Here is a 12,978-nt window from a genome sequence, read left to right on the forward strand (position 1 = left end):
GTCATGCGGGTGCCCCTGCGGAACGCGCGCGTTCCGCAGGGGCGACGGTTGAATTTCAGCCTCCGAGCGCGCCGCCCGCACCCGCTCCGGAGGGCTCCGAGCTCGACGCACCGTCGGGGTCCACGTGGATCACGCCGTAGTCGTAGGCGTGGCGCCGGTAGACGACGCTGGGCATCTTGGTCTCGGAGTCGACGAACAGATAGAAGTCGTGGCCGACCAGTTCCATTTCGTACAGAGCCTGGTCGAGCGACATCGGCCGGGCCGAGTGGGTCTTCTCCCGGACGATGAGCGGGCCTTCGCCCTGGACCTCGAGGGAGCCGATCCGCTTGACCGGAACCCCTTCCTCCATGTCCTCGTAGACCGGTTCGCCGTTGCTGTTGAGGGTGGCGACGCCCGGCACGCGGTCGGCGACCTCGGCCGCCGAGAGCCGTCCGGTGCCACGGCGGGTGAAGCGCTTGTCGTGCTGCTTGCGCAGCCGGGCCTCCAGCTTGTCCTGTGCCAGGTCGAGCGCCGCGTACGGGTCGGCGGCGGCGGCCTCGGCACGGATCACCGGGCCCCGCGAGTGCAGAGTGATCTCCACGCGGTCGGAACGGTCGGCCTGGCGCGGGTTGTGCTCCTTGGACACCTCGACGTCCAAGCTGATCACCTTGGCGTCGAGCTTCTGGATCCGCTCCGGATTCAGCTTCTCGGCCACGTGCTTGCGGAACCGCTCGGGCACCTCGGTCTTGCGGCCCTTGACGACGATGTCCACGCAGAACTCCGTTCCCGGAGACCTCCGCCACCAACGGCGAAGCGTCTCCCTTTCGCACCAGGCTCCGGTGAACACCGGAGCCTCGGACTTGGCGACTTTCACCTCCTCCTCCCCCATCGGCAAGATCTACATCCCACCGACTTCGGAGTAGAGAGAGCCCCCCTCGCAGGTACTGCACGAAGATTCCAATAAACAGACGGACTGGTGCTCCGATACCCGGGGCCGAAGGATCGCCAGTTCCTCACAACCGAACATATCTCTCAAAGGCGGTTCTCGGCACCCGCTACCGGAACGTACCTCCGATCAGGTGGGCGTTCCCTCTTACTACCTGCAACGATGCGCATTCCCCAGGGGTTCCAAAACTATTCACGCGTTTGTGCTCTGTCCGGGTCGCCGTCCGGGCCGCGGCCGCCCGGGACCCCCTGGAAGGACCGCGCGGGCGCCGCCACCACGGCCGCCGCGTCCGCCCGCAGCCCCGCCGCGCGCAGCGCCCGGGCCGCCTCCGCGAGCGTCGCTCCGGTGGTGATCACGTCGTCCACGAGCACGATCCGAGCGCCGGCCGTCAGCGCGGCCCCGCCCGGACGGACCTCCAGTGCGCCCGCGAGGTTCTCCTGCCGCTCCCGCGCCCCCAGCCCCGCCTGGTCCGCGACGGCCCGCCGCAGCCTCAGTACGGGCGCCACGCGCGCGGGCGCCCCGGCCCGGCGCAGCCGTGCCGACGCGGCCAGCGCGATCCGCCGCGCCGGGTCGTGCCCGCGCGCCCGCACCGCCCGCCGCGCGGACGGCACCGGCACCAGGACCAGCTCCGCCCCGCGGGCCCCGCCGTCCCCCGTGCGGGCCACGGCCGCCGCGAGGGCGGCCCCGAGCGGGCCGGCCAGGGGCAGCGCCCCGCGCTCCTTGTGGGCCAGCACGACCGCCCGTACGGCCCCCTCGTAGCGGGCCCCCGCGTACACCGGAGGCAGGCCCGCCGGGCCCTCCCGGCGCGCCACCGGACGCACCCGCCCCGCGCCCGGCCCGCTCAGGGCGTGCCGGCACGCCCCGCACAGCACCACGCGCCCGGCCCCGCAGCCGGCGCACTCCGCCGGCAGGACCAGCCCGGCCAGCTCCCGCCACCACTCCCGCACCCGTCCACCCTGACGGGCCGCGCGGAAGCCCGCGACCCCTGTGGACGGCCGCCGCGGCGCGGAGCCGCCCCTGACGTCAGCCCGGGTAGACCGGGGCCCGGGCGCCCGCCGCCACGGTGCGCCACTGCGCGCCCGACGGCAGCCACACGATGCCGTCCTCGCTGGAGGCGGCGACCACGGGCTTGCTCTCGTCCTCCGAGGCCGCGATCGCGCTCAGCCCCGTGGCCCCGGGCAGGCTCGCGGCGACCATCGACCCGTCGGCCAGCATGTAGCGGGCCTGGTCGACGCCGCCGCTCTCGCGGCCCACCACCAGCAGCCGGCCGTGCGGCGCCCAGCTCATCGCCGTCACCTCCGCCATCTGGGGAGCCGCGGGACGCAGCTCGCGCACCGAGACCCGCGAGGAGTCCCCCTTGCCCTCGGGCCGCTCGATCCGCCCGATGAACAGGTTCTTGCGGCCGCCCTCCTTCTCCACGAGCAGCGCGATGCGCACCCCGTCGGAGGAGGCCTTCAGCCCGCTGATCCGGCCGCCGTCGAGCCCGGCGACGTCCACCTTCTGCGGGGTGCCGGTACCGCCCGGCACCCGCCACAGGCCCTGGCTCTGCGGGTCGAGGTCCGCGATCCACAGGTCGCCCCGCGCGTCCCAGCTCGGCGCGGTGAGCTTCCCGGACCTGCTGGACAGCAGCGGCTGCTGCGGCATGGGGCCCGCCGTCGTCAGGGTCACCACGAACAGGTTGTGCCCGTCCCGGGAGACGACCGCGGCACGCTTCTCGTCGTACGTCACGGCCGCCGACCCCACCTTGAAACCGGCGGCGGTGGCCAGCGGGCCGGGGGCCGGCTCCGGCTTGTCCTGCTGCTGCTCCTCGCTGTTGGCGTCGAGCATCAGCCGCACGAGCCTGTCGTCCTTGTCGACGTAGTACTGGTGCTCGGGCGCCGGCGGGCGGTTGGCGATGCCCGCGGCCGCCGAACCGGTGACCCAGCACGCCGATGCCTTGCCGTCGGCGCGCAGCAGTTCGACCCGGTCCAGCTTGGAGCTCGTCAGGTCCCGGACCGTGTAGAGGATTTGGGTGGCCATCTTCTGGCACTGCGGCTGCGCGACGTTCGCGGCGATGGGGTTGAGCGGGACGCGCAGGGTGTTCTGGCCGTCGTACGAGAGGGACTTGGTGCCCTCGCGCAGTTCGCTGCCGGTGGGGAAGGCGGTGGAGACGACCGGGCCGAGCCACTTGGAGGGCCCGGCCAGCAGGGACTGGACGGTCTGCGTGGTCGGGTCCCGGCGGGAGTCGGGGTCGGTGCGCTGGCGCACGTACACCGGGTCGGTGACGAGGGCGTTCCCGGCGAAGTAGTACTTGTTGACGGGCTTGTAGATGCGCTGGAAGTCGGACTCGCTCAGGACGAGGCTGCTGGGCGGGGTCGCGATCCGCCACTGCTTGTTGACCTGGACCAGCTGGAGGTACTCCTCGTAACGTCCGCCGCCGGTCTCCGGCTGGTACGCGCTGCGCTCGTCCACGGTCGCGAGCTTCTTGCCGTAGATCTTCCAGCGCGGTTCCTCGGACTCCTTGTCCCCCGGGGCGGGGACCCGGCCGAGGCCCGCGGAGAGCACGGTGACCGCCGAGCCGGGCCGCCAGTTCTCCGCGGCGTCCTGGGTGAGGTACTTGCGGGCGGTCGCCAGCTGCGGGTCGTCGCTGGTCATGGCCTCCAGGAAGCCGTCGACGATGTCGGCCGGGCTGGCCTTGTCGGCCGGCGGCACACCGAAGACGCGGACCTGCGAGTCGACGCCCTGGGAGGCCTCCACCCGGCGGATCTCGCCCCGCTCGGGCATGGAGGCGCAGCCGCCGATCAGCAGTCCGACGGCCCCCAGGGCCAGCGCGACCAGGGCGGCCCGGTGCCGCCCGGCCGTCCCGGCCCGTTCGCCCCGTACGCGGTCCCGTACGCCTGCCGACGCGCGCTCAGCGTCCTCCACCGGTTCCATCCTCCTGTGCTGCGCTCTGATCGGCGGGCCTGGCCACGACCCGGGAGCCGTTGCCGGGCAGCGCCGTGGGGTCGGCGGGCACCGGCTGGGCGGTGGCGACCGCCGGCCTGGGCGGTATCGGGTCGCGGTCGGGGCGCTCGGTGCGCCCGTCGGGCTGCGTGCCGGGGCCGCCGGGCCCGCCCGCGCGTCCGGGGTCGCCGGCGGCGGCCTTGGCGCGGTTGGCCCGGGAGTCCTCGGGCTCCAGCGGGATCGGGGATCCGCGCAGGGGCTCGTCGGCGGTCCGGGGCAGGGTCAGGCGGAACTGGGAGCCCCCGCCGGGCTCGCCCCAGGCCTGGAGCCAGCCGCCGTGCAGGCGGGCGTCCTCGACGGCGATGGACAGGCCGAGGCCGGTGCCGCCGGTCGTGCGCGCCCGCGCGGGGTCGGCCCGCCAGAAGCGGTTGAAGACGCGGGTGGCCTCGCCGGGCTTGAGCCCGACCCCGTAGTCGCGGACGGCGACCGCGACGGCACCGCCGGCCGAGGCCAGCCGGACCACCACGTCGCGGCCCTCGCCGTGCTCGACGGCGTTGACCACGAGGTTGCGCAGCACCCGCTCCACGCGCCGGGCGTCGGCCTCGGCGATGACGGGCTGCGTGTCGCCGAGGACCCGGATCCGGGTGCCCTTGTGCTCCGCGAGCGGTTCGGCACCGTCGATGACGCGGCGTACGACGTCCCGCAGGTCGATGGGCTCGGCCTGGAGGTCGGCGGCGCCCGCGTCGAAGCGGCTGATCTCCAGCAGGTCGGAGAGCAGCGACTCGAAGCGGTCGAGCTGTCCGGCGAGCAGCTCGGCGGAGCGCGCGGTGACCGGGTCGAAGTCGACCCGGGCGTCATGGATGACGTCGGCGGCCATGCGTACCGTCGTCAGCGGGGTGCGCAGCTCGTGCGAGACGTCCGAGACGAACCGGCGCTGCATCCGCGACAGCTCCTCCAGCTGCTGGATCTTGTTCTGGAGGTTCTGGGCCATCTTGTTGAAGGCTTCGCCCAGGCGGGCGATGTCGTCCTCGCCGGTGACCTTCATCCGTTCCTGGAGCCGCCCGGCCGAGAGCCGCTCGGCGATGCCGGCGGCCATCCGTACGGGGGTGACGATCTGGCGCACCACGAGCCAGGCGATGGCGCTGAGCAGGGCGACGACGAACAGGCCGGCGGTGGCGATGGTGCTCTTGACCAGGTTGAGGGACTCCTCCTCCTGGCCGAGCGGGAAGAGGTAGTACAGGTCGTACGGGTCGCCGTTGATGTCGGTGAGCCGCTTGCCGATGACCAGCGCGGGCGCCGGGGGCTTCTCCCCGGCCCCGGCGGTGTACCGGATCTGCCAGAACGTCTTGAAAGTGCCGGTGGCGTGGTTGACGGAGCGGCGCAGCGCCGGCGGGACGCTCGCGGTCGGGTCGACGTTCCCGGAGGCGCGGGCGCCCTTGACGCCCTGGGCGCCCGGTGCGGCCTGCTCGCCGGTGCCGGCGCCGAGCGCGACCACCTCGAAGGCGGTCTGGCCGCCGCTGGCGAGCTGCTTGACGAGCGAGTTCATCCAGGTGCTGGCGTCCCTGCCGACCTTGTTGTCGGTGGCGTCGGGTCCGTCGGCGGCGAAGGGGGTGTTGGCCTTCTCCTGTGCGACCGCGAACCCTCCGGCGGCCTGGCTCTGGGCGGCCTCCTCCTTGGCGGCGAGGAGCCCCTCGGAGACCTGGGCGATGACGACGAAGCCCAGTGCGAGGACCACGGCGAGCGACATCAGCAGGGTGGCGGCGACCACCCGGAGCTGGATGTTGCGCCGCCAGATCCGGACAGCCGGAAGCAGCGGCCGGCGTACGAGGCGTACGCACAGCCGCAGGAGCGGGCCGCCGGGTGCTCCGTCCTGGAGCAGCCGGGCGCCCCGCAGGGCTCCCCAGCGGGAGCCGCCCCGGGCCTTGCCGGGCTGCACGTCAGCTGGGTCCGGCCTTGTAGCCGACACCCCGCACCGTCACGACGATCTCGGGGCGCTCCGGGTCCTTCTCGACCTTGGAGCGCAGGCGCTGCACGTGCACGTTGACCAGGCGGGTGTCCGCCGCGTGCCGGTAGCCCCAGACCTGCTCCAGCAGCACCTCGCGGGTGAAGACCTGCCAGGGCTTGCGGGCGAGGGCGACCAGCAGGTCGAACTCGAGCGGGGTCAGCGCGATGGAGGCGCCGTCGCGCTTGACCGAGTGCCCCGCCACGTCGATGACCAGGTCACCGATGGCGAGCTGCTCGGGCGCGGGCTCCTCCGACCGGCGCAGACGCGCCCTGATACGGGCCACCAGCTCCTTCGGCTTGAACGGCTTGACGATGTAGTCGTCGGCGCCGGACTCCAGGCCGACCACCACGTCCACCGTGTCGCTCTTGGCGGTGAGCATGACAATAGGCACGCCCGACTCGGCCCGGATCAGTCTGCACACCTCTATGCCGTCCCGTCCGGGCAGCATGAGGTCGAGCAGCACGAGGTCCGGCTTGGCCTCCCGGAAGGCAGCCAGTGCCTTGTCGCCGTCCGCTACGAACGACGGCTCAAAACCTTCTCCACGCAGCACAATGCCGAGCATCTCGGCCAGCGCGGTGTCGTCGTCGACGACAAGGACGCGTCCCTTCATGGTTGACATCATCCCATTAGCTAATCGTTACCCGGCGGTGAGCTGTCCCACAGCCAAAAGGGCTGGAAATCGCCCCTCGGACCTGCGTGGAGATCAGGACGACCAGTCTGCCCCGGATCCGCGCGACAATTGAAGGGCGGGCGGCGCGGGATCCGGGGGACGGCCGGTCCCCGCGAAGCGCCTCCATGGCACGATGGCAGCCGACCAGCGCGCCCGCCACGGCAGGTGCACGTGAAGGAGCGACGATGAACGACTCTCCGGGCTGGGCCGCGCCCGGATCCCCGTCCGACGGCCAGGGCTCCGACGCCGACCGCCCGACCGCCCAGCCGTCCGGCACCGCCCCCGGCGAGGGCACCGGCTCCGGCGAGGGCACCGCCCCCGGCGCCGCCGGCAGCAAGTGGTCCGCCGCCCAGCCGCCGCCCGGCCAGTGGTCGAGCCCCGCGCCCGGCCCCTCCCCGCAGCCCGCCCCGAACCCCCAGCAGCGGCAGAACCCCGGCTGGGGAACGCAGCCCGGCAACCCGTACCCGTACCCGGGCGGCTGGGACAGCACCCCGCCCGCCGCCAAGCCCGGCGTGATCCCCCTGCGCCCCCTGGGCCTGGGCGAGATCCTCGACGGCGCGGTCAGCACCCTGCGCGGCCACTGGCGTCCCGTGCTCTCCGTCAGCCTGGTCGTCGCCGCCCTCACCCAGGTCGTCCTGCTCCTCGTCCAGCGCGCCTGGCTGGACGGCCTCCCCGTCGCCGACGAAGACCTCACCCGGTCCCAGGCCGTCGAGGTCATGGGCAACACCGCCCTGTTCTACGCCCTCCAGTACTTCCTGGAAATCCTCGGGCTGCTCCTGGTCACCGCCCTGCTGGCACCCGTCGTCAGCCGCGCCGTCCTCGGCCAGGCCTCCACCGTCTCCGGCACCCTGAAGGCCGTACGCCCGCTCGCCCCCCGCATGCTCGCCCTGATCGGCCTGCTGCTCCTCGGCTCCGTAGCCGCCGTCCTGCTCCCGACGCTCCCCGGCATCCTCGCCGGCAGCGCCCTGCTGACCGCCCTCGGCGTCCCCTTCGGCTTCGTGCTCCTGGCCTGGTTCTACGTGACCTTCGCACTGGCCCCGCCCGCGCTGATGCTGGAACGCGGCTCGGCGGTCGCCGCCCTCAAGCGGTCCACGAAGCTGGTCAAGGGCTCCTGGTGGCGGATCTTCGGCATCAGCCTGCTGATCTGGCTGATCCGCACCATCACCGCCATGGTGATCGTGACGCCCTTCGTGGGCGTCGCCCTCCTCGCCGCCCCCGAAGGCCTCACCAGCCTCTTCAACGGCTCCGCCGCACCCAGCTGGACCTTCCTGATCATCAGCGCGATCGGCGGGGTCGTCGCCGCCACCGTCACCGTTCCCATGCAGACCGGCGTCACCACCCTCCTCTACATCGACCAGCGCATCCGCCGCGAGGCCCTCGACCTGGAGCTCGCCCGCGCCGCCGGCCTGGACGGCTACGGCGCCACGAGCCCCGCCGACCGGCCCGCGGGCTGACCCACCGATGAGCACGGGGGGACTCATCACCACCAGCACCGCGGCCCTGCTGCCCGCCGCCGAGACACCACCGCTGACCACCCCGCGCGAGGCCGCCCGCGAGGCGGCCGAACGCGAGCTGGCGAAGCCCGCCTACCACCAGGAGGAGCCCGGGCTGATCGAGCGCGCCCTGGACCGCTTCTGGGAGTGGCTCGGGGACGTCCTCGACGGCGCCTCAGGAGCCACCCCCGGCGGCTGGGCCGGCCTCCTCGCCATCGCCGTCGTCCTCGTCCTCCTCGTCGCCGCCCTCTGGTGGCGGCTCGGCACCCCCCGCCGCACCGCCACCGGCCCCGGCACCCTCTTCGACGAAGGCCCGCGCAGCGCCTCCGACCACCGCACCGCCGCCGACGCCCACGCCGCGGCCGGCCGCTGGAACGAAGCCGTCCAGGAACGCATGCGCGCCGTCGTCCGCTCCCTCGAGGAACGCACCCTCCTCGACCCCCGCCCCGGCCGCACCGCCGACGAAGCCGCCGCCGAAGCCGCGCTCTCCCTCCCCGAGCACGCCGCCGCCCTCCGCTCCGCCGCGCGCACCTTCGACGACGTCACCTACGGCGGCCGCACCGCCGGCCCCGACACCTACGCCCGCCTGCGCACCCTCGACCTCGCCCTGGAACGCGCCAAGCCGCTCCTGACGGGACCCACCGCATGACCGGCCCCACGGACCCCACCCCGGCCCCCGCCACCCCGTACGGGCCCGTCCGGGGCGACGGGCGGACCTCCACCGCCCTCAGCGGCGCCCAGCTCTGGGCCCGCTCCCGCGGACCGCTCCTCGTACTCGGCATCCTCCTCGCCGCCGCCGTCCTCCTCGCCGGACTCCAGGCCGGCGACCACCACGGCCGCCTCGACCCGCGCTCAGCCGACCGCGACGGCAGCCGCGCCATCGCCCAGCTCCTCAAGGAGCGCGGCGTCACCACCCGCGTGGTCACCAGCGCGGCCGACGCAGCCGCCGCGGCCGGCCCCGGCACCACCCTGCTCATCACCGACCCCGACCTGCTCGGCGAGCCCCAGCGACGCGCCGTCCGCTCCGCCATGGACCCCTCCGGCGGCCGCACCGTCCTCATCGCCCCCAGCGGCCCCGGGCTCCCCGACCTGGCCCCCGCCACCCACACCGAGTCCTTCGCCCAGGGCAACGACCTCGACCCCGCCTGTGCCCTGCCCGCCGCCACCACCGCCGGCCGCGCCGGCACCGGCGGCGGCCTCCGCTACAGCACCGGCCTCCCCGGAGCCACCGCCTGCTACCCCAGCAAGGGCCACCCCACCGTCCTCGTACTCCCCGGCACCACCAAGGGCGGCGACACCGTCCTCCTCGGCTCCGAGCGGATCCTGCTCAACCAGCACCTCGCCGAGGAAGGCAACGCCTCCCTCGCCCTCCAGCTCCTCGGCTCCCGCCCCGACCTCGTCTGGTACCTGCCCACCCTCGCGGACATGCCCGACGACGGCCCCGCCGAGGAGAAGAGCCTCCTCGACCTCGTCCCCTCCGGCTGGCTCTGGGCACTGCTCCAGCTGTTCGTCGCCGCCGTCCTCGCCGCCCTCTGGCGCGCCCGCCGCCTCGGCCCCCTCGTCACCGAGAACCTGCCCGTCGCCATCCGCGCCTCCGAGACCACCGAGGGCCGCGCCCGCCTCTACCGCAAGGCCTCCGCCCGCGACCGCGCCGCCACCGTGCTGCGCGCCGCCGCCCGCGAACGCCTCGCCGCGCTGGTCGGCGTACCGCCCGCCCAGGCCCACGACCCCGCGGCCCTGGTCCCCGCCGTCGCCGCCCGCCTGACCCGCACGGCCGGACCCGACACGGCCACCACCCTCTTCGGCACCACCCCCGCAGACGACGCGGCACTCGTCGCGCTCGCCGACCACCTCGACGCCCTCGAAAGAGAGGTCCGCACCTCATGACGGCCACCACGGACAGCGCCCGCTCCTCCCTGGAAGCGCTCCGCACCGAGATCGCGAAGGCCGTGGTCGGCCAGGACTCCGCCGTCACCGGCCTCGTCGTCGCACTCCTGTGCCGCGGCCACGTCCTCCTCGAAGGCGTCCCCGGCGTAGCCAAGACCCTCCTCGTCCGCGCCCTCGCGGCCTCCCTCGCACTCGACACCAAGCGCGTCCAGTTCACCCCCGACCTGATGCCGAGCGACGTCACCGGCTCCCTCGTCTACGACGCCCGCACCGCCGAGTTCTCCTTCCAGGACGGCCCCGTCTTCACCAACCTCCTCCTCGCGGACGAGATCAACCGGACGCCCCCCAAGACCCAGTCCTCGCTCCTCGAGGCCATGGAGGAGCGCCAGGTCACCGTCGACGGCACCCCGCGCCGGCTCCCCGAACCCTTCCTCGTCGCCGCCACCATGAACCCCGTCGAGTACGAGGGCACGTACCCCCTCCCCGAAGCCCAGCTGGACCGCTTCCTCCTCAAGCTCACCGTCCCCCTGCCCTCCCGCGAGGACGAGATCGGCGTCCTGACCCGGCACGCCGCCGGCTTCGACCCGCGCGACCTGCACGCCGCCGGCATCCGCCCCGTCGCCGGCGCCCAGGAGCTCGAAGCCGCCCGCAAGGCCGTCGAGGAGACCACCGTCTCCCCCGAGATCACCGCCTACGTCGTCGACATCTGCCGCGCCACCCGCGAATCGCCCTCCCTGACCCTCGGCGTCTCCCCCCGCGGCGCGACCGCCCTCCTGGCCACGTCCCGCGCCTGGGCCTGGCTCACCGGCCGCGACTACGTCACCCCCGACGACGTGAAGGCCCTCGCCCTGCCCACCCTGCGCCACCGCGTGCAGCTGCGCCCGGAAGCCGAAATGGAGGGCGTCACCGCCGACGCGGTCATCTCCGCGATCCTCACCCACGTCCCCGTCCCCCGCTGATGGCCCTCACCGGACGCGCCGCCCTGCTCGCGGCCCTCGGCAGCCTCCCCGTCGGCATCCTCGAACCGAGCTGGACGGGCCTCCTCGCCGTCAACGGCACCATCGGCCTGGCCTGCGCGGTCGACTACGCCCTCGCCGCCCCCGTACGCGGCCTGCGGCTCACCCGAACGGGTGCCACCACGGTCCGCCTCGGCGACACCGCCGACGTCCACCTCACCGTCACCAACCCCGGCACCCGCACGCTGCGCGCCCGTCTCCGCGACGCCTGGCCCCCCAGCAGCTGGCACCCCGGCACCGAAACGGCCGCCTCCCGCCACGCCCTGACCGTCCCCGCGGGGGAACGCCGCCGCGTCACGACCCGGCTGCGCCCCACCCGGCGCGGCGACCGCAAGGCCGCGCTCGTCACGATCCGCTCGTACGGTCCGCTCGGCCTGTGGGCCCGCCAGGGCTCCCACGACGTCCCCTGGACGGTCCGCGTCCTGCCGCCCTTCGCCAGCCGCAAGCACCTCCCGTCCCGCCTCGCGCGCCTGCGCGAACTCGACGGCCGCACCAGCCTCCTGACGCGCGGCGAGGGCACCGAGTTCGACAGCCTGCGCGACTACGTCCCGGGCGACGACACCCGCTCCATCGACTGGCGCGCCACCGCCCGCCGGCAGGAGGTCGCCGTCCGCACCTGGCGCCCCGAACGCGACCGCCACATCCTGATCTGCCTCGACACCGGCCGCACCTCGGCCGGACGCGTCGGCGACGCACCCCGCCTGGACTCCGCCATGGACGCCGCCCTGCTCCTGGCCGCGCTGGCGACGCGCGCCGGTGACCGCGTCGACCTGCTGGCCCACGACCGCCGCCCCCGCGCCCAGGTCCAGGGACGCTCCGCCGCCGACACCCTCCCGGCCTTCGTGAACGCCATGGCCGGCCTCGAACCGGAACTCGTCGAGACCGACTCCCGCACCCTGGTCTCCACCATCCTCCGCAGCGCCCCGCGCCGCTCCCTGGTGGTCCTCCTGACGAGCCTCGACGCGGCCCCCGTCGAAGAGGGCCTGCTGCCGCTCCTCCCCCGGCTCACCCAGCGCCACACGGTCATCGTGGCCTCGGTTGCGGACCCCCACATCGCCGGAATGGCCGCCGCACGCGGCTCCGTGGACGCCGTCTACGAGGCCGCGGCCGCCACCCAGACCCAGTCCCAGCGCCGCCGCACGGCGGAGCAGCTCACCCGCCACGGCGTCCACATCGTCGACGCCACCCCGGACACCCTGGCCCCCGCCCTCGCGGACACCTACCTCGCCCTGAAGGCCGCCGGCCGCCTGTAGCCTCCGTTGGTGTTCGGTGACACGGCTGGACAGGCTGGTCAGGCACCCACCCGGAGGACACCATGACCGACCTCACCCCGGAGCAGATGCGCCGTCTGCACGATTTCGCGGAGCAGCTCTCGGAGCTGGCCGAGTACCAGGAAGACCAGTGGAAGGTGCAGACCACCGACGGTCAGATCTTCCTCACGATGATGAGCCCCACGGCTCCCCGCGGCTTGAGCGTGGTGCGCCTGCGCCGCCAGGTCGAGGCGCAGACACCCGAGGTGATGGCCCTCAATGACACGAACATGGGGGATCCGGTGACCGGCCTGACCAAGGTCCCGGAACCTGATGGTCATCGCCGAGGAGGACGCCGACGACAGCGCCAAGGTCGTCAACTCCCGCGATGTCCTGATGGTGGTGGAGGTCGTCTCCCGTACGAACTCCTTGACCGATGTCCGTGACAAGCTGCACGACTACCCGAGGATGGGCGTCCCGCTGTACGTCGTGGTGGACCCTCGCAAGGACAAGAAGACCGTGACGGTGCACAGCGAGCCCTCGGAGGGGCCCGACGGCATCCGCTACCGCAGGAAGGTCCCGTACGCCTTCGGCGACGTCGTCACCGCCGACCGCTGGACGCTCGACACGAGCAGCCTGAAGAGCTACCCCACCGACTGGTGAAGCGGGCCGGCCGCTCCGACACGGTGACGGCCCGTCGGGGAAATGGCCCGTAAACGCAGAAAAGCCCCGCACCAGAAGGTGCGGGGCTTTCCCACAATGATTGTTCGGCGGCGTCCTACTCTCCCACAGGGTCCCCCCTGCAGTACC

11 protein-coding genes are annotated in these 12,978 nt (G+C 73.8%); 6 read left to right on the top strand and 5 right to left on the bottom strand.

Annotated elements, in window-relative coordinates:
• Positions 1-55 precede the first annotated feature (55 nt).
• The 5 genes from hpf to mtrA all read right to left on the bottom strand — a co-directional run bounded on the left by hpf (position 56) and on the right by mtrA (position 6,474).
• On the bottom strand, positions 56-751 hold the full coding sequence (gene hpf / locus ACZ4WZ_RS28205) for a ribosome hibernation-promoting factor, HPF/YfiA family (RefSeq protein ID WP_007264438.1): 696 nt from the start codon (positions 749-751) through the stop codon (positions 56-58).
• A 362-nt stretch (positions 752-1,113) separates the two neighbouring features.
• A complete protein-coding gene (locus ACZ4WZ_RS28210; protein WP_467894583.1) occupies positions 1,114-1,872 on the bottom strand; it encodes a ComF family protein in 759 nt (252 codons plus the stop codon).
• Between the two features lie 76 nt (positions 1,873-1,948).
• Positions 1,949-3,829 carry an LpqB family beta-propeller domain-containing protein gene (locus tag ACZ4WZ_RS28215; protein WP_467894585.1) on the bottom strand — a complete coding sequence of 627 codons (1,881 nt, stop codon included), beginning with the start codon at positions 3,827-3,829 and terminating at the stop codon, positions 1,949-1,951.
• Positions 3,816-5,783: an MtrAB system histidine kinase MtrB gene (gene mtrB / locus ACZ4WZ_RS28220; RefSeq protein WP_467894587.1), complete on the bottom strand. Its 1,968-nt coding sequence runs from the start codon at positions 5,781-5,783 to the stop codon at positions 3,816-3,818. Before mtrB ends, ACZ4WZ_RS28215 begins: the two co-directional genes overlap by 14 nt.
• A 1-nt stretch (position 5,784) precedes the next feature.
• A complete protein-coding gene (gene mtrA / locus ACZ4WZ_RS28225) occupies positions 5,785-6,474 on the bottom strand; it encodes a two-component system response regulator MtrA (protein ID WP_189747360.1) in 690 nt (229 codons plus the stop codon).
• A gap of 233 nt (positions 6,475-6,707) precedes the next feature.
• Here mtrA and ACZ4WZ_RS28230 point away from each other — a divergent pair, with 233 nt between their 5' ends.
• The 6 genes from ACZ4WZ_RS28230 (at position 6,708) to ACZ4WZ_RS28255 (ending at position 12,831) form a co-directional block, all read left to right on the top strand.
• Positions 6,708-7,976 (top strand): hypothetical protein, encoded by a 1,269-nt coding sequence (locus ACZ4WZ_RS28230; protein WP_467894589.1) that lies wholly within the window; start codon positions 6,708-6,710, stop codon positions 7,974-7,976.
• A 7-nt stretch (positions 7,977-7,983) separates the two neighbouring features.
• Positions 7,984-8,664 carry a DUF4129 domain-containing protein gene (locus ACZ4WZ_RS28235; RefSeq protein ID WP_467894591.1) on the top strand — a complete coding sequence of 227 codons (681 nt, stop codon included), beginning with the start codon at positions 7,984-7,986 and terminating at the stop codon, positions 8,662-8,664.
• Positions 8,661-9,902 (top strand): DUF4350 domain-containing protein, encoded by a 1,242-nt coding sequence (locus tag ACZ4WZ_RS28240; RefSeq protein ID WP_467894593.1) that lies wholly within the window; start codon positions 8,661-8,663, stop codon positions 9,900-9,902. Before ACZ4WZ_RS28235 ends, ACZ4WZ_RS28240 begins: the two co-directional genes overlap by 4 nt.
• Positions 9,899-10,861 (top strand): AAA family ATPase, encoded by a 963-nt coding sequence (locus tag ACZ4WZ_RS28245; RefSeq protein WP_388940759.1) that lies wholly within the window; start codon positions 9,899-9,901, stop codon positions 10,859-10,861. Before ACZ4WZ_RS28240 ends, ACZ4WZ_RS28245 begins: the two co-directional genes overlap by 4 nt.
• A complete protein-coding gene (locus ACZ4WZ_RS28250) occupies positions 10,861-12,171 on the top strand; it encodes a DUF58 domain-containing protein (RefSeq protein ID WP_467894596.1) in 1,311 nt (436 codons plus the stop codon). Before ACZ4WZ_RS28245 ends, ACZ4WZ_RS28250 begins: the two co-directional genes overlap by 1 nt.
• 330 nt (positions 12,172-12,501) lie before the next feature.
• Positions 12,502-12,831 (top strand): Uma2 family endonuclease, encoded by a 330-nt coding sequence (locus ACZ4WZ_RS28255; RefSeq protein ID WP_467894598.1) that lies wholly within the window; start codon positions 12,502-12,504, stop codon positions 12,829-12,831.
• Positions 12,832-12,978: the final 147 nt, after the last annotated feature.

The sequence above is a fragment of the Streptomyces sp. NPDC029122 genome, assembly GCF_055569445.1.

Excerpts from the sequence above, each read along its gene's own strand:
- mtrA (WP_189747360.1), bottom strand. The coding sequence starts at position 6,474 with ATGATGTCAACCATGAAGGGACGCGTCCTTGTCGTCGACGACGACACC.
- ACZ4WZ_RS28230 (WP_467894589.1), top strand. The coding sequence starts at position 6,708 with ATGAACGACTCTCCGGGCTGGGCCGCGCCCGGATCCCCGTCCGACGGC.
- ACZ4WZ_RS28235 (WP_467894591.1), top strand. The coding sequence starts at position 7,984 with ATGAGCACGGGGGGACTCATCACCACCAGCACCGCGGCCCTGCTGCCC.
- ACZ4WZ_RS28240 (WP_467894593.1), top strand. The coding sequence starts at position 8,661 with ATGACCGGCCCCACGGACCCCACCCCGGCCCCCGCCACCCCGTACGGG.
- ACZ4WZ_RS28245 (WP_388940759.1), top strand. The coding sequence starts at position 9,899 with ATGACGGCCACCACGGACAGCGCCCGCTCCTCCCTGGAAGCGCTCCGC.
- ACZ4WZ_RS28250 (WP_467894596.1), top strand. The coding sequence starts at position 10,861 with ATGGCCCTCACCGGACGCGCCGCCCTGCTCGCGGCCCTCGGCAGCCTC.
- ACZ4WZ_RS28255 (WP_467894598.1), top strand. The coding sequence starts at position 12,502 with ATGGTCATCGCCGAGGAGGACGCCGACGACAGCGCCAAGGTCGTCAAC.